Origin of the sequence: Streptomyces sp. NPDC102437 (genome assembly GCF_044765565.1) — a bacterium.
Taxonomy (GTDB): Bacteria; Actinomycetota; Actinomycetes; order Streptomycetales; family Streptomycetaceae; genus Streptomyces.
Window position 1 is genome coordinate 448,692 of the sequence record NZ_JBIWKI010000001.1, and the last position, 17,553, is coordinate 466,244.

The window sequence follows — 17,553 nt, forward strand, 5'->3', positions numbered from 1 at the left end:
ATCGATACACTGGTATGGTCTAGCGAGTTCCGAACCGGAGGTGGCATGAGCGGGGTAACGATCCATCAGGTCGCGGAGGCTGCGGGGGTCTCCGCGAGCACGGTCTCCAACGTCCTGAACGGACGGACGGACCGTATGCAGGCGGCCACGCTGGCCCGCGTGGAGCAGGTGATCGAGCAGCTCAGCTACCGGCCCAATCGAGCCGCCCGGATGCTGCGCACCGGCCGCATCAAGGTCATCGGTCTCATCGTGCCGTCGGTGGCCAACCCCTTCTGGGGGGCGCTCGCCCGGGAGCTGGAGGCCATCGCGCTCGCCGAGGGGTACCACGTACTGCTCTGCAACAGCGAGCGCGACGCGGCCCGCGAGCTCAAGTACGGCGAGGAACTGCTCGCGGACGGGGTGAGCGGAGTGGTGCTCTGCTCCTCGCTGCCCTCGCTCGACCACATGACGCCGCTGCTGAACCGAGGGCTGAAGATGGTCGCCTTCGACCGCACCGCGCAGGCAGGCGATCCGCCGTCGATGGCCTCCATCAGCGTCGACAACGCGATGGGTGCCGAGATCGCCACCCGTCATCTGATCGAACTCGGTCATCGCCGGCTGGCGTTCGTCTCCGGCTCGGTCAACAGCGTCAACCGCCGCGAACGGTTGCGCGGCTTCCGGGCCGCCCTGGAAGCGGCTGGTCTCGACCCGGCCGACGCGATCGTCTGGCCCGGCGCGGACGCCACCGAGTTCGGTGACAAGGACGCGGCCGAACTCGGACGCAATGCCGCCAGGGAACTCCTCGGCGGCCCGCGCCCGCCCACCGCGTTCGTCGCGATCAACGACATGTGCGCGATCGGGATCTGCCGGGGTGCCAAGGACGCCGGGCGCAGTGCCGGACAGGACGTCTCCGTGGTCGGCTTCGACGACATTCTCCTCGCCGACCTCTTCGAACCGCCGCTCACCACGGTCCGCCAGCCGCTGCCGGAGATGGCCGCGGAGACCTTCCAGCAGCTGCGGGCCCGGATCGACTCGGCCCCGGCGGCCGGCCGGTCACTGCTCATCCGGCCGAGGCTGGTTGTACGGGAGTCCACGGCCCCGGCACCGACCGGTACGACCGCCGCGATTCCGGCACCGGCCGGCGCGGAGCAGCCGGTCGCGGGCCGGACGGCGTAGCAGCGGCGTATCCGCCGGTTCAGGGACGGGCGAGTTCGAGTACGGCGATGCCGGCGTGGACGGGCCGAGCCGGCGGTGAGACGCAGCCGCCCGAACCGTTCGCGGAAGAGCAGTGTGGCGATCAGCGCCTGGTCACCGGGCGAGGACGTGTCCCGCCGGGCAGGCATCCAGCCGAACGACTCCGGTCCTGTTGTGGGTGTCGCGGAGGTGGCTTCTGCCTGTGGCGCGGAGCCGGGCCGTCAGCTCACCGTCGGGGCTCCGTCCAGCTCCTCGCCGATCGCCGCCCGCAGCGCTTCGTGCCGGGGGCCGAGCGCGAAGCGTCCGTCGCTCCACCTGTCCTGGGGATACAGCCAGACGGGCATGCGCACCAGATCGTCCGGCTCCCACTCGTAGCGGGGCCACACGTGGGCGTGCAGGAAGCCGTCGGTGTTGCCGAGGATCTCCAGGTTCACCCGGCGCAATGCGGGGTCCGCACGGCGGCAGGCCCGTTCGACGGCTTCGCCGAGCCGGTCCATGTCGGACAGGAAGGCCAGCCGCCTGGTTCTCGGGAGTTCGGACAGGCGCTCCACCCCTGGTTCGTCGACCAGGAGCACCGAGTACCCCGGCAGGAACTGCACGTCTCCGATCGCGGCGAATCCCGCACTCAGGCGGCGCATGACGGTCGGGTTTCCGCCCCGCAGCGCACTGCCTGTGCGGTCGTTCTTCCAGTTGGAGATCACCACCGGAACCTACAGCGCGTCCTGCCCGACCCGATCCGTCAAAGGCGCTGTTCGGCCAGATCCAGCCAGTGCTCGACCTCGCCCGGGGCGAAGTGCCGGATCGACCAGTCGGTCATGCGCAGACTCATATGGGCCCAGCAGGGGCGCAGGACGTCTTCGGGCAGGGCGTCCAGGATGTGGTCGAGGCGACGGACGACGCCTGGCGGCTGCTCCTTCGCGTGCAGTCCGAAGCGCAGGGTGACCAGGTCGAACCGGCGGTCTCCGCGTCCGGCGCCGTCCCAGTCGATGACCCCCGTGACGGTGCCGTCCACGGCGAGCAGGTTGCCGTGGTGGAAGTCCATGTGCACGACGTCGTGTCCGGCGAGCCGGCCGGGAGAACCAGCACCCACGGATCGGATCCGCCGCTCCAGGGCGGCGCCGCGCGGGCCGTGCCGACGCAGCGGTTCGTGGAGACAGTAGCCGGGGCCGTCGTCGAGCAGATACAGGTTCATCGACGGGACCTGCGGGTGCTCGGCCAGCAGCCCCGCCTGCGATGCGTTGAGGGCGAGAGCCCGGTCGAGCCCGCGGTGGTCCAGGAACTCCACCGGTGTGCCCGGCAGGAGTTCCTGGACCAGTACCACCGCACCGTCCACCTGGAGCGCCAGCTCCGTCGCGGGGCACGGATATCCGCGGGCACCCAGCACCTCGCACACCGCCAGTGGACCCGCGCGCAGCTCCTCGATCCGGGCGCCCGGCCGCGACTTGAGGACCGAACGGCGGCCGTCGGGCCACCGCACGTACGCGGCACCGACCTCACCGCCCGGACAGGGCCCCTCGACCACCAGCCGCACCCCGGTCCGGGCGTGCACGGCTGCTGCCGTCCGGGAGGCGTCCAGGCGTTCGGTGCGCGCCCAGCTCCGTGGTGGTGGTGTGCTCATCGGGACATTGTCCGATACGGCCGGGCGCGGCTCAGCCCGCCGACGCCGTCCAGCCCAGTGCCTCGATGCGCGCGGCGTCGGCGGGCCGGCTCTCGTCGAAGAGGGTCCGGTTGCCGTCCTCGACCCGGACGGCGTTCACGTACGCCCCCCGCCCGACGTACAGCTGGTCCGTCGTGTACCGCCACCTCAGCCGGACCTCCTTGCCGTGCCAGGCGGCGAGGTCCGCGTCCAGGCGGTGCCACACCCGGCCGGACCAGCCGGAGACCGCGCCGGTGGGGTGCGGTTCGGGCTCGGGGAGGGGCTTTTGTGATGTCGGGACGGTGGTGAAGGGGACCGGCTGCCAGGTCGCCCCGGCATCCGCCGACGCCTCCAGGAAGAGGAAGTCGGAGCCGGGCTCGGTGTCCCACCAAAGGGCCGAGCTCAGCCGGACGTGCGAGGAGGCGATCCGCAGCGGTGGCAGGGTGAGCGTGGCCGAGGCGGCGCTCGCCATTCCGGAGAACCACGCCGTACGGCCACGGGCGGGACGCACCGCGACGGCGCGCGCCATCTGATTGGCCGTGGCGACGCGCGGCGCGCTTCCGGAGCGCCAACTGCGCACCGGGTGGACGGAGTTGCCGAGGACGATCAGGAACGAGTCGGTCGTCGGGTCCAGTACGAGACTGGTGCCGGTGAAACCGGTGTGGCCCGCGGTGCGCGGGGTGGCCATCGCCCCCATGTACCAGTGCTGGTAGAGCTCGAAGCCGAGACCGTGCTCGTCGCCGGGGAACGCGGTGTTGAAGTCGGTGAACAGCAGGTCGACCGATTCGGCGGAGAGGATCCGCGCGCGGCCGTAGACTCCGCCGTTGAGCAGCGTACGGGCGAGAATCGCCAGGTCCCAGGCGCAGGAGAAGACCCCGGCATGGCCGGCGACCCCGTCCAGGCTGTACGCGTTCTCGTCGTGCACCTCGCCCCAGACCAGCCCGCGGTCCAGCCCGGACCAGGGCAGCCGGGCGTCCTCGGTGGCGGCGATCTTCGGTTTCCAGGAGGCCGGGGGGTTGTACCGGGTGCGGTGCATGCCGAGCGGGGCGGTGATCTGCTCACGGAGCAGGACGTCCTGCTTGCGGCCGGTGATCCTCTCCAGAACCAGCTGGAGCGAGATCAGGTTGAGGTCGGAGTAGAGGTACACCGTGCCGGGCGGGCTGGCCGGCACCTCGTTCCACAGCAGTTGGAGCTTTCCCTCCCGGGTCGGCGCCTTGTACAGCGGGATCCAGGCGCGGAAGCCCGAGGTGTGCGTGAGCAGCTGACGGATCGTGATGTCCTGCTTGCCGCCACCTGCGAAATCGGGGAGGTACGAGGCGACCTTCGCCTCCAGCTCCAGCGTCCCGCGCTCGATCTGCTGCACGGCCAGGATCGAGGTGAACAGCTTCGAGACCGATGCCAGGTCGAAGACGGTGTCGTCGGCCATGGCGATCTGCTGGTCCGGCGGGAACTCCACCCCGGTGTCGGACTTCTCGTCGTACGCCGCATAGCGCACGGCCTTGCCGACCGGCCGGTGCAGGGCCACCGTGCCGCCCCGCCCGGCGAGCAGCACCGCACCCGCGTACCAGGGGTGCTTCGGGGAGGCGCCGAGGAACTTCTCCGCGTCGGCGACCAGTTGGTCCAGGGGCTCCTGGAGCAGCCCGGCACGGTCGGCCGGGCCGCGCCGCAGCGTCGGCCTGCCGTGCCCCGGTGCGCCGCTCCCGGTGATCCCTGTGCGCATGTCCGACGACCCCGCCCCCGACTCCATGGCCGACGCCCGTTCCGCGAACGGAATCGGCGCCAGGGCGAGTGCCCCGCCCAGGGCCAGCATCCCACTGCCCAGCCTCCGTCGGCTGATCCCTCTGTCCGCCGCGTCCTCGGTCATCCGGAACCCCTTCTCACTGAACGAAAGTAACTTTCGAAAATTCGTCCGGCAATGAAACTTCCTGCCGCCGCAGAGATTACTGTCACCCCCGCCGCCACGGAGGCCCCCTGCGCCACAAAGAATCTGACACTGCATCAGAAAATCTCTTCCCTCGGATGACCGGCTGCGGCATCCTGCGGCCCATGGAGACGGAGCTGAGCAAGAAACTGGGAGTCGAGCACGCCATCTTCGGCTTCACGCCGTTCCCCGCGGTGGCCGCGGCCATCACCCGGGCCGGCGGATTCGGCGTACTCGGCGCGGTCCGCTACACCGCCCCCGACGACCTCGCGCGCGACCTCGACTGGATGCAGGAGCACACCGACGGCAAGCCGTACGGCCTCGACGTCGTCATGCCTGCGAAAAAGGTGGAGGGGGTGACCGAGGCCGACGTCGAGGCGATGATCCCGGCCGGCCACCGCCAGTTCGTCCAGGACACCCTCGCCAAGCACGGCGTCCCCGAACTCGCCGAGGGCGAGGCGTCCGGCTGGCGCATCACCGGCTGGATGGAGGAGGTCGCACGCAACCAGCTCGACGTCGCCTTCGACTACCCCATCCGGCTCCTCGCCAACGCCCTCGGGTCGCCGCCCGCCGACGTCGTCCAGAGAGCCCACGACCGGGGCGTGCTCGTCGCCGCCCTTGCCGGGAGCGCCAAGCACGCCCGCCACCACGCCGACGCGGGCATCGACATCGTCGTCGCCCAGGGGTACGAGGCGGGCGGCCACACCGGTGAGATCGCCTCCATGGTCCTGGTCCCGGACGTGGTCGACGCCGTCGGAACGCTGCCCGTCCTCGCCGCCGGCGGCATCGGCAGCGGCGGGCAGATCGCCGCCGGGCTGGCCCTCGGCGCCCAGGGCGTCTGGCTCGGCTCCCTCTGGCTGACCACCGAGGAGGCCGACCTCCACTCCCGCGCCCTGACCCGCAAACTCCTCGCCGCCGGCTCCGGCGACACCGTCCGCTCCCGCGCCCTCACCGGCAAGCCCGCACGCCAGCTCCGTACCGAGTGGACCGACGCCTGGGACGACCCGGCCGGGCCCGGCACCCTTCCCATGCCGCTCCAGGGACTGCTGGTGGCCGAAGCCGTCTCGCGTATCCAGAAGTACGAGACCGGCGCGCTGCTCGGCACCCCCGTCGGCCAGATCGTCGGCCGGATGAACAGCGAACGCAGTGTGCAGGCCGTCTTCGACGACCTGACCAGCGGCTTCGAGCGAGCCGTGGACCGGATCAACCGCATCGCCGGACGGAGCGCCTCATGAGTCAGCCGCCCAACGGCTTCTGGGCCCAGGCCACCGCCGACCCCCACCGCGCGGTCCTGACCGCCCCCGACGGCGAGAGCTGGACGGCGGGCCGGCTGCACGCCGCCGCCAACCGCCTCGTCCACGGACTGCGCGCGGCCGGGCTGCGGCGCGGCGACGCGTTCGCGGTGGTGCTGCCCAACGGCGTCGAGTTCTTCACCGCCTACCTCGCCGCCTCCCAGGCCGGCCTCTACCTCGTACCCGTCAACCACCACTTCGTCGGCCCCGAGATCGCCTGGATCGTCGCCGACTCCGGCGCCAAGGTGCTCATCGCGCACGAGCGGTTCGCGCAGGCCGCGACCGAGGCCGCGGACGAGGCGGAGCTGCCGGCGAGCCACCGCTACGCCGTGGGCACGGTCGACGGCTTCCGCCCGTACGCCGAACTGCTCGAAGGGCAGCCCGAGGACGCCCCTCAGGACCGCACCCTGGGCTGGGTCATGAACTACACCTCGGGTACCACGGGCCGCCCGCGCGGCATCCGCCGTCCGCTCTCCGGCAAGCTCCCCGAGGAGAGCCACCTCGGCGGGTTCCTCGGCATCTTCGGCATCAAACCGTTCGACGGCAACGTCCACCTGGTCTGCTCGCCGCTCTACCACACGGCCGTCCTGCAGTTCGCGGGCGCGTCCCTGCACATCGGGCACCCGCTGGTCCTGATGGACCGGTGGACGCCCGAGGAGATGCTGCGGCTCATCGACACCCACCGCTGCACCCACACGCACATGGTCCCGACCCAGTTCCACCGCCTGCTCGCCCTCCCCGACGAGGTGAAGCGGCGCTACGACGTCTCGGCCATGCGGCACGCCATCCACGGTGCCGCGCCCTGCCCCGACCACGTCAAGCGCGCCATGATCGACTGGTGGGGGAGATGCGTCGAGGAGTACTACGCGGCCAGTGAGGGCGGCGGCGCCTTCGCCACCGCGGAGGACTGGCTGAAGAAGCCGGGCACGGTCGGCAGGGCCTGGCCGATCAGTGAGCTCGCCGTCTTCGACGACGACGGCGACCGGCTGCCGCCCGGCGAGCTCGGCACCGTCTACCTGAAGATGAACACCGGCGGCTTCAGCTACCACAAGGACGAGACCAAGACCCGGAAGAACCGCATCGGCGACTTCTTCACCGTCGGCGATCTCGGCATCCTCGACGAGGACGGCTACCTCTTCCTCCGCGACCGCAAGATCGACATGATCATCTCCGGTGGGGTCAACATCTACCCCGCCGAGATCGAGGGCGCTCTCCTCGGCCACCCCGCGGTCGCCGACGTCGCCGTCTTCGGCATCCCGCATCCCGACTGGGGCGAGGAGGTCAAGGCGGTGGTCGAACCGGCCGAGGGCCACGATGCGGGCCAGGAGCTCGCTGCGGCGATCCTGAGCCACTGCGAACAGCGCCTTGCCGGGTACAAACGCCCCAGAAGCATCGACTTCATCGATGTGATGCCCCGGGACCCCAACGGCAAGCTCTACAAGCGGCGGCTGCGCGACCCCTACTGGGAGGGTCACTCACGGGCCCTGTGAGCCGCCGCCCGGCCGCCGCCCGACGAGCGCCCCGGTACCCGCTCTGGCAGGGTGTGGCACATGAACGCGCTCGCGACGGTCCGGACACTGGCCACCCGGTGGACGGTGGTCGTGCCGGTCGTCGCCGCGCTCGCCCTGGTCCTCAGCTGGGGCCGGGAGCTGCCGGCGTTCGCCGTCGCCGTGGTCGCGCTCTGTCTCGCGGGCGCGGTCCTGGCCGCGGTGCACCACGCCGAGGTCATCGCGCACCGGGTCGGCGAACCGTTCGGCTCGCTCGTACTCGCCGTCGCCGTCACCGTGATCGAAGTGGCCCTCATCGTCACGCTGATGGTGGACGGCGGCCCCAAGACGTCGGCGCTCGCCCGGGACACCGTCTTCGCCGCCGTGATGATCACCTGCAACGGCATCGTCGGCCTTTCGCTGCTCGTGGGTGCCGTCCGCAGCCGCATCGTCGTCTTCAACGCCGAGGGCTCCGGGGCCGCCCTCGCGACCGTCGCCACCCTCGCCACCCTCAGCCTGGTCCTGCCGACCTTCACTGTCGGCAAACCGGGCCCCGAGTTCTCCACCGCCCAGCTGACCTTCGCCGCTGTCGCCTCACTCTTCCTGTACGGACTGTTCGTCGCCGTGCAGACGGTGCGGCACCGTGAGTACTTCCTGCCCCTCACACCCGAGGGCGAGCTCAAACCGGACGAGCACCACGCGGTGCTGCCCGGCCGGGGCGCCACCGCGCTGAGCCTGGTGATGCTGCTGATCGCCCTGGTCGCGGTCGTCGGCGACGCCAAGTCCGTATCGCCGACCATCGAGTCCGGGGTGGAGGCGGCCGGAATGCCCCAGGCGGTGGTCGGTGTCGTCATCGCGCTGCTGGTGCTGCTGCCGGAGACCCTGGCGGCGGTCCGGGCCGCCCGCCGCGAACGCGTCCAGACCAGCCTCAATCTCGCCCTCGGCTCGGCGATGGCGAGCATCGGCCTGACCATCCCGGCGATCGCCCTCGCCTCGGTCTGGCTCGACGGACCGCTCCATCTCGGCCTCGGCGCCACCCATATGGTGCTGCTCGCCCTCACCGTGGTGGTCGGCGCGCTGACCGTCGTACCGGGACGGGCCACCCTGCTCCAGGGCGGCGTCCATCTCTCGATCTTCGCCGCGTTCGTCTTCCTCGCGATCAGCCCCTGATTCCCCGCGAGTCGGTCCCGGTCCGCCCCCACCGGGCGGGCGGACCGGGACCGATCGCACCGCGAGGAACTACCGGCGTTCGTGGACCCGCACGATCCGCAGCGCCGGCGAGCGCAGGATGTCCTTCTCGCAGAACCGGGACGTCACCCACCGCTCACCCGAGTACAGCTCGGTCTGGTCGCTGTAGTGCGCCGAGCCCGGGTCGGAGGACTGCGAGTACGTGAGCAGGGTGCGTGCCACCGGGCACTTCCCGCCGTCCCAGCCGACCGCCTGGATGTAGCTGGAACCGGCCGACACCTCCTGGTAGCCGCCGGACGCCGCGTCCCACACAGGCTCCGTCTTGTTCCAGATGCCGAGCGATTCCGTACCGCCGCCGATCGGGATGCGCTTCCCGTTCCGTTCCACCCACTGGTGCCGGCCCAGCGGGGCGTCCAGCGCGATCCCGGCGGCCCGCAGTTCGGCCACCGTGTCGGCGAGAGCCCCGGCGACGCCGGGTGCCGAGGTGTTCAGCGTGTTCGGCGTACCGACCGGATCGGCGGGGGAGAAGGGCACCTTCCACAGCTCGCTCTGCGCGACCGCGGCCGTCACCTTGCGCCAGAACCGGTCGAAGAGCAGCGCCCCCCGGCTGCCGGTGTCGGTCTTCCGGTCCCAGCGCCGCAGCACCACGCACGCCGCCGACACGTCGACCGCCGTGCCGTCGCTGCCGGCCGCACGGCCGCCGGACAGCGCCCCGCAGGCCGCCGCCAGGTCCGCGGCCGTCAGATCACCGGCCGGCGCACGGTTGGCGAACTGCTGGCCCTGGAGATCGGCCACCGTCAGCCGGCCCTTCGCCGCCATCGCCGAGACATCCTCGATCGCGCCCCGGGTCCGCATCGAGCGGGGGGTGCCGATGGTGCCGAACACCCGCTCGTACCCGGTCAGCGGCGAGTTGGCGTTGGTCAGCCAGGCGCTGTCGTTGGAGTTCTCCACGTACGGGGCGTCCTTCACGGTGGGCATCCGGCCCGGCCCGAAGATGCCCGGCTGGACGGCGTCCGGGTCCGACCCGGGCGCGCAGTCGCTCCTGGAACCGTCCAGCACCGCCAGCCCGGAGGCCGGGTACGTCGCTCTTCCCAGCGCCGTGGAACACCGCCCCGCGAGCTCGTCCGTGATCCTCGGCAGCACCTGCGACTGCGAGAAGAACGAATGCCCGGACGAATCGGCGGCGATGGTGTTCACCCATGGCAGCCCCTGGGTACGACGCAGCGCCGCCTCGATGTCAGCGGTGCTGCGCGCCCGGCTGAAGCCGAGACCGGCGTCCGAGAAACACAGATTCACCGCGTTGGGGTCATTGAGCGCGTACGCGGTCGTCGCCGTCCAGGGCAGCGGCAGCCCGGCACCGAGCGAGGTGATGACCGGCCCGTACCGGGTCGACCACTGGGTGCGGGTCACCGCACCGCCGCCCTTCACCGCGACCGAGACCGTACGCTTCGTCATCCGCTCGGGTCTGCCGTCCACCAGATACACGGTCGGATCGGCCGGATCGAGGGTGAGCTGGTGGAGGTTGACCGGGACGCCGGTGGCGACGGTGTGGCTCCACGCGATGTTCGCGTTGTGCCCGATCGAGACGATCGGCGCGCCGAGCAGCGAGCCGCCCGCCACGTCCAGCTCGCCGGGAATCGTCTGCTGGGACTGCCAGAAGCGCCGCCCGCCCTGCCACGGGTAGTGCGGATTGCCCAGCAGCAGACCCCGCCCGTTCGCCGTCGTGTCGCCGCGGAACGCCACCGCGTTGGAGCCCATGTCCGCGTTCTGCGTCGACAGCAGCCGCCGGGCCGCATCCGCCGCGTCGCCCGGCGACGGGACCTCGGGCGTCCCCGCCGCCCCGGTCGGCGGCTGAGCGCCCGTGATGCCGTCGATGCCGCGCCCCTGACCGCCGAGCACCGAGAGCGCGTAGCCGCGCGCCACCACGTCCAGTGTCGTCACCGGTCGCACCCAGTCGGCGCCCCGGCAGGCCGGGTCGTCGATCCGGTTCTGCGCCAGCCAGGCGTTGTAACCGGCCGCCCAGCCGCGCTCCAGCTCCCTGACATCACGGCTCTGACCCGCCGGCGCCGGCTGTTTCAGCAGCTTCTCCAGGGTGCGGGACTCGCGGATCCGGCGGAAGTACAGATCGCTGGAGAGGTTCTTCGTCGCGGCGGACAGCGATCCGTCCGGAGCCGCGTCCGGCCCGAAGTACCGGGACCGCTCGCCGCGCAGCGTCACAAAGCCGTCGGCGAGGGTGCACACCTGGTCGGCGGCCTGGGCCCAGCCGTTGCCGAAGCCCAGGTTCGCGTAGTCCTTCGCCACGATGTGCGGGATGCCGTACTCGGTGTACCGGATCGTTGCGGACAGCCCGCCGCCCGAGGGGCGGTGGGAGCGCGGGCCGTCGGCCGCGGCGGGCGGCAACGACGCCGAAACGGTGAACAGCGCGAGGCCGGATATCGCAAGAAGTCTCAGACGGTTGCGGAGTGGCAACGGTCCTCCCAACTGTGCGGGTACGAAAGGCGGTTGCCCGAGGGTTCGAGTCGCCACGCGCAACTCAGCCAGCACGCTCGCACCCCTGTCAACATCCCCACCGGTATCCGGACCCTTGACCCCCGGGTTCCGGCCGCACAGGATCACGCCATGACAGGTGTACGGAGCAGCACAGTCGACGGAGTCCTGGCCCGAAGCGCCCGGCGCACCCCGGAGCGCACCGCCCTGCGGTACGCGGACAGGTCATGGACGTACGCGGAGCTCGACACGGCCGTCAGCACCGCCGCCGCCGTGCTCGCCGGCGAGCACGGACTGCGCCCCGGCGACCGGGTCGCCTGCTACGCACACAACTCCGACGCGTATCTGATCGGCTATCTCGGCTGCGCCCGCGCGGGCCTGGTCCACGTACCGGTCAACCAGAACCTCACCGGCGACGACCTCACGTACATTCTCGAACAGTCCGGCAGCGCCCTCGTCCTCACCGACCCGGACCTCGCCGGCCGGATTCCGGCCGCGTTCCCCGTACGCCCGCTGCGCGACGCACCGGACTCCCTGCTGGCGGCGACCGCCACCCCGCGCCCCTTCGTCCCGGAACGCGAACCGGCTGCGACGGACCTCGTCCAGCTGCTCTACACCTCGGGCACCACCGCGCAGCCCAAGGGAGCGATGATGACCCACGGGGCGCTGGTGCACGAGTACGTCAGCGCCATCACGGCGCTCGATCTGCGCGCCACCGACCGGCCGGTCCACTCGCTGCCGCTCTACCACTCGGCGCAGATGCATGTCTTCCTGTTGCCCTACCTCGCGGTCGGGGCGCGGAACACCATCCTGGACGCACCCGACGCCGACCGGATCTTCGACCTCGTCGAGACGGGGCAGGCCGACAGCGTCTTCGCCCCGCCGACCGTCTGGATCGGCATCTCCCAGCACCCCGGCTTCGCCACCCGCGAACTCGGCGGCCTGCGCAAGGCGTACTACGGCGCGTCGATCATGCCCGTGCCCGTACTGGAACGGCTCCGCGAACGGCTGCCCGCGCTCGCCTTCTACAACTGCTTCGGGCAGAGCGAGATCGGCCCGCTCGCCGCCGTCCTCGGACCGGACGAGCACGAGGGCCGGATGGACTCCTGCGGCAGGCCCGTCCTCTTCGTCGAGGCCCGGGTCGTCGACGAGGACGGAAAGGAGGTCCCCGACGGCACGGCCGGCGAGGTGGTCTACCGGTCACCCCAGTTGTGCGAGGGCTACTGGGACAAGCCCGAGGAGACCGCCGAAGCCTTCCGCGACGGCTGGTTCCACTCCGGCGACCTCGCGGTGCGCGACGACGAGGGCTTCCTCACCGTCGTCGACCGGGTGAAGGACGTCATCAACTCCGGCGGCGTCCTCGTCGCCTCCCGGCAGGTCGAGGACGCCCTCTACACCCACCCCGCCGTCGCCGAGGCCGCAGTCGTCGGACTGCCCGACGAGCGCTGGATCGAGGCCGTCACCGCCGTCGTGGTGCTGCGCGGCGATGTGACGGCGGCCGAACTCATCGACCACGCCCGCGAGCGGCTCGCCCATTTCAAGGCCCCGAAGAAGGTCCTCTTCGTGGACGAACTGCCACGCAACGCCAGCGGGAAGATCCTCAAGCGGGAGCTGCGCGACCGGTTCGCGTAGCGGACGGCCCGGAGCCCTCAGGACGTGCCCGCACGCCCGCCGCGCTCGTCCACGATCCGCCGGAACTTGCCGACCGACCGCTCCAGCGTCTCGGGATCGACGATCTCCACCCCGACCGACACCCCGATCCCGTCCTTGACGGCCGCCGTGATCGACGCCGCGGCCGCCGTCCGCTGCTCCGGGGTGGCCCCGGCCCGCGCCTCGGCCCGCACGGTCAGCGCGTCGAGCCGGCCCTCCCGGCTCAGCCGCAGCTGGAAGTGCGGCGCCACCCCCGGCGTGCGCAGCACGATCTCCTCGATCTGAGTCGGGAAGAGGTTCACGCCGCGCAGGATCACCAGATCGTCGCTGCGCCCGGTCACCTTCTCCATCCGCCGGAACACCCGGGCCGTGCCCGGCAGCAGCCGGGTCAGGTCCCGTGTCCGGTAGCGGATCACCGGCATGGCCTCCTTGGTGAGCGAGGTGAAGACCAGCTCGCCCTCCTCGCCCTCGGGCAGCACCTCACCGGTGAACGGGTCGACGACCTCGGGATAGAAGTGGTCCTCCCAGATGTGCAGCCCGTCCTTCGTCTCGACACACTCCTGCGCCACACCGGGCCCCATCACCTCCGAGAGCCCGTAGATGTCGACGGCGTCGATGGCGAACCGCTCCTCGATCTCGCGCCGCATCTCCTGCGTCCACGGTTCGGCACCGAAGATGCCGACCTTCAGGGAGGTCGACCGCGGATCGACCCCCTGCCGTTCGAACTCGTCCAGGAGGGTCAGCATGTACGACGGGGTCACCATGATGATCTCCGGGCGGAAGTCCTGGATCAGCTGGACCTGGCGGGCGGTCATGCCCCCCGAGGCGGGAATCACCGTGCAGCCGAGCCGCTCCGCCCCGTAGTGGGCGCCGAGCCCGCCGGTGAACAGCCCGTACCCGTACGCCACATGGACCTTCTGCCCGGGGCGCCCGCCGGCCGCGCGGATGGAGCGGGCGACGACGTCGGCCCAGGTGTCCAGGTCCCGCTGGGTGTAACCGACGACGGTCGGACGGCCCGTCGTCCCGCTGGACGCGTGGATCCGGCGCACCTGATCCTGGGGCACGGCGAACATGCCGAAGGGGTAGTTGTCCCGCAGGTCGGCCTTGGTCGTGAAGGGGAAGCGGGCGAGATCGGCGAGCGTACGGCAGTCGTCCGGGCGCAGCCCGGCCCGGTCGAACGCGGCCCGGTAGTGGCCGACGTTCTCGTACGCATGGTGCAGCGTGGCCCGCAGCCGCTCCAGTTGGAGCGCCTCCAGTTCGCCCCGGCCCAGCCGTTCCGCCTGATCCAGCGCAGACGTCATGGGGATCTCCCTCTTCCGAGCAGACGACCGATCATTCGGTCGATCTTTCGGTAGCAGTAATTCAGTATGTTCCGCCCGATGGCAAGAGGGGCGACGCGGCTGATCCACATCGCGGCTTCGCTCATACCGAACACGGCTGCGCCGCCCGTCGGGCGCTGTTTGGATGGCGGGCATGCCGATCTTCCACGCATACGACGGGACCGAACTCGCCTACCGCCTTCTCGGGAAGGGCGCACCGCTGATCTGCCTGCCCGGCGGGCCGATGCGGGCCGGTGCGTACCTCGGGGACCTCGGCGGCCTCTGTACCCGCCGCCGGCTCGTGGTGCCGGATCTGCGCGGTACCGGGGACTCCGCGGTGCCGGACGACCCGTCGGCCTACCGCTGCGACCGGCTGGTCGACGACGTCGAGGCGCTGCGTGAACACCTCGGCGAGGAACGCGTCGACCTGCTCGCTCACTCCGCCTCCGCCGACCTGGCCGCGCTCTACGCCGCCAGGCACCCGGAGCGGATCCGTACGCTCACACTCGTCACCCCCGGCACCCGGGCGGTCGGAATCGACGTCAGCGAGCAGGACTGGCGCGAGGCGAGTGAACTGCGGCGCCACGAAGCGTGGTTCGCGCAGGCGCGGGCCGCGCTGGACGACTTTCTCGCCGGCCGCGCCTCGGACCGGGTCCGGGCCGCGGTCGCGCCGTTCGCCTACGGCCGCTGGGACGATGCCGCCCGCACCCATGCCGCCGAGGCGGCCGCACAGACCAACTCCGAGGCCGGTTCGGTCTATTACCAGGACGGCGCCTTCGATCCGCCCACCACGAACGCCGCGCTGGCGGCGGTCACCGCACCGGTGCTCGTCCTCGCGGGGGAGTACGACGGTGGACCGACCCCGGACCGCGCCGCCGAACTGGTCGCGCTCTTCCCCGCAGCCGAGTTCGTCGTGCAGCGCGGCGCCGCGCACTTCCCCTGGCTGGACGACCCGGGCGCCTTCGTCCGTACGGTGGAGGCATTCCTCGACCCGGAGGTGCACAGCGTGCACGCCGGTGGCACCCGGCTCGCCCACCGGGTGTGGGGAGACCCGGCGGCGCCACCCGTCGTGCTCGTCCACGGCCGCTGCGACAACAGCGGGACCTGGACCGAGGTCGCTGAACGCCTCGCCTGCGAACACCGGGTGTACGCCTTCGACTTCCGCGGTCACGGACTCAGCGACTGGCCCGGCCGATACTCCTTCGAGCTGTTCCGGGACGATCTGCACGCCTTCCTGGAGGCATGCAATCTGGCGGGGGCCACGGTGATCGGCCACTCCATGGGCGCCGCTGCCGCCTGTCTGCTCGCCGAGCGGGAACCCGGGCTGATCGGCCGGCTCGTCCTGGAGGAGATGCCGCCGCCGTTCCCGCTCGATCCGCCACGCCCACTCGCCGAACGGCCCGACGGCGAACTCGGCTTCGACTGGGCCCTGGTGCCGTCGACCGATGCCCAGCTGAACGAACCCGACCCCGCCTGGGCGGAACGGCTCGGCAAGATCACCGCCCCCACACTCGTCATCGGCGGCGGCCCCACCAGCCAGATCGCCCAGGAAGGGCTGGCCTGGCTGGCGGGGCGGATACCGGACGGCCGGTTCGTCACCATCGACGCCGGACACCTCGTCCATACCGACCGGCCGGAAGAATTCCTCGCGGCGCTACGGGCGTTCGGCCTGTCCTGAGCCTGCCGCCGACGCGGCCGGCCCGGTCAGGAGCGGTGCAGCAGGGTGGTCAGGACCTCGCGCAGGGTGCTCTCGGCATCCGCGACGGGGCCCGTCGACCGCCAGGCCACGAAGCCGTCCGGACGCACCAGCACGGCGCCCTGAGCCGTGATGCCGTGGAGCTCCGCCCAGTCCGCGCCGTTCTCCGGCTCCAGATCGGCGCCCGCGCCGATGCCGTACGCCTGGAGCCGCACCGAGAGCCGGTCGGCGACCCGTGCCGCGGCCTGCCGCCACGCCACGTCCGCACCGTCGGTGAGCAGCACGAGGGTGTGTTCGTAGAGATCGAGTGTGGACTTGCGCTCACCGCCCTGATGAACCCACAGATGCGGCGCGCGACTCCCAGGTTCACCGTTCAACTGCACGCCCTGCGGCACCACCGGCTGCTCGGGGTCGGTGCCCAGCACCGCGCCGCGGACGTAGCGGTAGCCCAGCGCCACGCTGAGCATGCCGCCCTGCTTCCCGCCGCCGACGCCCGGTGCCGCCGAGTACCCCGGGTGACTGTGCTCGCTGGAGCGCGCCGAAGCCCGTTGGCTCGTCGCCCGCGCCACCGGCAGCCGCTCCGCCTCGTAGGTGTCCAGCAGACCGGGGCCCGCCTCGCCCTTCAGCACGGCGGCGAGCTTCCACGCCAGGTTGTGCGCGTCCTGGATGCCGGTGTTGGAGCCGAACGCGCCGGTGGGGGACATCTCGTGCGCCGAGTCACCGGCGAGGAAGACCCGGCCGCTGGAGTAGCGCTCGGCGACCCGCTCCGCGGCGTGCCACGGCGCCTTCCCGGTGATCTCGATGTCGATGCCCGGAGCGCCGACCGCGGTACGGATGTGCTCGGCACACCGATCGTCAGTGAAGTCCTCCATGGTTTCGCCGAGTTGGGGCTGCCACGGCGCGTGGAACACCCAGTCCTTCTTGTTGTCGACCGGCAACAGGGCTCCGTCCGCTGCCGGGTTGGTCAGATAACAGACGATGAACCGCCGGTCGCCCAGCACATCGGCGAGCTGCCGGGAGCGGAAGGTGATGCTGACGTTGTGGAACAGGTCGCCGGGACCCGTACGGTCGATGCGCAGCTGCTCACGGATGGGGCTGCGCGGGCCGTCGGCCGCGATGAGGTAGTCCGCGCGCACACTGATGTGCTCGCCCGTCTCCCGGTTCTTCAGCGCCGCGTCCACTCCCGACGGGTCCTGGTCGAAGCTCTGCATCTCGGTGGAGAACCGCAGGTCACCGCCCTGTTCCCGGGCCTGCTCCACCAACACCGGCTCCAGGTCGTTCTGGCTGCACAGGCACCAGCCGGTCGGGCTGAACCGGGCGATCCCGCCCCCCGGGTCGATCTCCTTGAACAGCCACTCCTGGTCGTCCCCGGTGAGTGAACCGGCCTGCAGGATGCCGTGGTTGTCGGCGAGGACCGAGGCCGCCCGCCGGATGCCCGCCTCGGCGCCCGCCGCACGGAACACCTCCATCGTGCGGACGTTGTTGCCGCGGCCGCGCGGGTGGGTGGAGGTGGACCGGTGCTTCTCGACCAGCAGGTGCTCGATCCCGAGCCGGCCGAGGAATAGCGAGGCGGACAGACCCACCAGGGAGCCGCCCACGATGAGGACCGGTACGCGAATGTCGACGTTCTCGTTCATCAGTTGCTCCAGCTCGGACGCTGTTCGGATGCAATGTTCCATGCCCTGGTAAGAGCGGTTCGGACGC

Annotated in this window: 12 protein-coding genes; 6 read left to right on the forward strand and 6 right to left on the reverse strand. The window is 71.3% G+C overall.

Annotation, left to right across the window (positions count from 1 at the left end):
- Positions 1-45 precede the first annotated feature (45 nt).
- On the forward strand, positions 46-1,155 hold the full coding sequence (locus tag ACIRJP_RS01990) for a LacI family DNA-binding transcriptional regulator (protein WP_404167182.1): 1,110 nt from the start codon (positions 46-48) through the stop codon (positions 1,153-1,155).
- 239 nt (positions 1,156-1,394) lie between these two features.
- Here ACIRJP_RS01990 and ACIRJP_RS01995 read toward each other — a convergent pair whose 3' ends face one another.
- Genes ACIRJP_RS01995 through ACIRJP_RS02005 form a run of 3 tightly spaced genes read right to left on the reverse strand, consistent with a single transcriptional unit; the run spans position 1,395 to position 4,673 of the window.
- Entirely contained in the window at positions 1,395-1,877 is a 483-nt protein-coding gene (locus ACIRJP_RS01995; RefSeq protein WP_404167184.1) for a diadenosine tetraphosphate hydrolase, read from the reverse strand.
- Positions 1,878-1,912: 35 nt separating this feature from the next.
- Entirely contained in the window at positions 1,913-2,791 is an 879-nt protein-coding gene (locus ACIRJP_RS02000; protein ID WP_404167186.1) for a phosphotransferase, read from the reverse strand.
- Positions 2,792-2,822: 31 nt separating this feature from the next.
- Positions 2,823-4,673, reverse strand: coding sequence for a serine hydrolase (locus ACIRJP_RS02005; RefSeq protein ID WP_404167188.1), 1,851 nt, complete (start codon positions 4,671-4,673; stop codon positions 2,823-2,825).
- Positions 4,674-4,855: 182 nt separating this feature from the next.
- On the opposite strand from ACIRJP_RS02005, the gene ACIRJP_RS02010 reads away from it, so the two are divergent.
- From ACIRJP_RS02010 to ACIRJP_RS02020, 3 genes are read left to right on the forward strand one after another with little or no spacing between them, the layout of a single operon-like run.
- Complete coding sequence (locus ACIRJP_RS02010) at positions 4,856-5,965, forward strand: NAD(P)H-dependent flavin oxidoreductase (RefSeq protein WP_404167190.1); 1,110 nt, start codon at positions 4,856-4,858, stop codon at positions 5,963-5,965.
- On the forward strand, positions 5,962-7,512 hold the full coding sequence (locus ACIRJP_RS02015; RefSeq protein ID WP_404167192.1) for an acyl-CoA synthetase: 1,551 nt from the start codon (positions 5,962-5,964) through the stop codon (positions 7,510-7,512). The genes ACIRJP_RS02010 and ACIRJP_RS02015 overlap by 4 nt, the downstream gene beginning before the upstream one ends.
- 60 nt (positions 7,513-7,572) lie before the next feature.
- Complete coding sequence (locus tag ACIRJP_RS02020) at positions 7,573-8,679, forward strand: calcium:proton antiporter (protein WP_404167194.1); 1,107 nt, start codon at positions 7,573-7,575, stop codon at positions 8,677-8,679.
- A 69-nt stretch (positions 8,680-8,748) separates the two neighbouring features.
- On the opposite strand, the gene ACIRJP_RS02025 is transcribed toward ACIRJP_RS02020, so the two are convergent.
- Positions 8,749-11,166, reverse strand: coding sequence for a penicillin acylase family protein (locus ACIRJP_RS02025; protein WP_404167196.1), 2,418 nt, complete (start codon positions 11,164-11,166; stop codon positions 8,749-8,751).
- A gap of 150 nt (positions 11,167-11,316) precedes the next feature.
- Here ACIRJP_RS02025 and ACIRJP_RS02030 point away from each other — a divergent pair, with 150 nt between their 5' ends.
- A complete protein-coding gene (locus ACIRJP_RS02030; RefSeq protein WP_404167198.1) occupies positions 11,317-12,816 on the forward strand; it encodes an acyl-CoA synthetase in 1,500 nt (499 codons plus the stop codon).
- A 17-nt stretch (positions 12,817-12,833) separates the two neighbouring features.
- On the opposite strand, the gene paaK is transcribed toward ACIRJP_RS02030, so the two are convergent.
- Complete coding sequence (gene paaK / locus ACIRJP_RS02035; protein ID WP_404167200.1) at positions 12,834-14,135, reverse strand: phenylacetate--CoA ligase PaaK; 1,302 nt, start codon at positions 14,133-14,135, stop codon at positions 12,834-12,836.
- Positions 14,136-14,307: 172 nt separating this feature from the next.
- Here paaK and ACIRJP_RS02040 point away from each other — a divergent pair, with 172 nt between their 5' ends.
- Positions 14,308-15,831: an alpha/beta fold hydrolase gene (locus ACIRJP_RS02040; RefSeq protein ID WP_404167202.1), complete on the forward strand. Its 1,524-nt coding sequence runs from the start codon at positions 14,308-14,310 to the stop codon at positions 15,829-15,831.
- Positions 15,832-15,857: 26 nt separating this feature from the next.
- Here ACIRJP_RS02040 and ACIRJP_RS02045 read toward each other — a convergent pair whose 3' ends face one another.
- Positions 15,858-17,486: an FAD-dependent monooxygenase gene (locus ACIRJP_RS02045; RefSeq protein WP_404167204.1), complete on the reverse strand. Its 1,629-nt coding sequence runs from the start codon at positions 17,484-17,486 to the stop codon at positions 15,858-15,860.
- Positions 17,487-17,553: the final 67 nt, after the last annotated feature.

Bases quoted from the DNA above. Each gene is read 5' to 3' on its own strand.
- ACIRJP_RS01990 (WP_404167182.1), top strand. From the start codon at position 46: ATGAGCGGGGTAACGATCCATCAGGTCGCGGAGGCTGCGGGGGTCTCC.
- ACIRJP_RS02000 (WP_404167186.1), bottom strand. From the start codon at position 2,791: ATGAGCACACCACCACCACGGAGCTGGGCGCGCACCGAACGCCTGGAC.
- ACIRJP_RS02005 (WP_404167188.1), bottom strand. From the start codon at position 4,673: ATGACCGAGGACGCGGCGGACAGAGGGATCAGCCGACGGAGGCTGGGC.
- ACIRJP_RS02010 (WP_404167190.1), top strand. From the start codon at position 4,856: ATGGAGACGGAGCTGAGCAAGAAACTGGGAGTCGAGCACGCCATCTTC.
- ACIRJP_RS02015 (WP_404167192.1), top strand. From the start codon at position 5,962: ATGAGTCAGCCGCCCAACGGCTTCTGGGCCCAGGCCACCGCCGACCCC.
- ACIRJP_RS02020 (WP_404167194.1), top strand. From the start codon at position 7,573: ATGAACGCGCTCGCGACGGTCCGGACACTGGCCACCCGGTGGACGGTG.
- ACIRJP_RS02030 (WP_404167198.1), top strand. From the start codon at position 11,317: ATGACAGGTGTACGGAGCAGCACAGTCGACGGAGTCCTGGCCCGAAGC.
- paaK (WP_404167200.1), bottom strand. From the start codon at position 14,135: ATGACGTCTGCGCTGGATCAGGCGGAACGGCTGGGCCGGGGCGAACTG.
- ACIRJP_RS02040 (WP_404167202.1), top strand. From the start codon at position 14,308: ATGCCGATCTTCCACGCATACGACGGGACCGAACTCGCCTACCGCCTT.
- ACIRJP_RS02045 (WP_404167204.1), bottom strand. From the start codon at position 17,486: ATGAACGAGAACGTCGACATTCGCGTACCGGTCCTCATCGTGGGCGGC.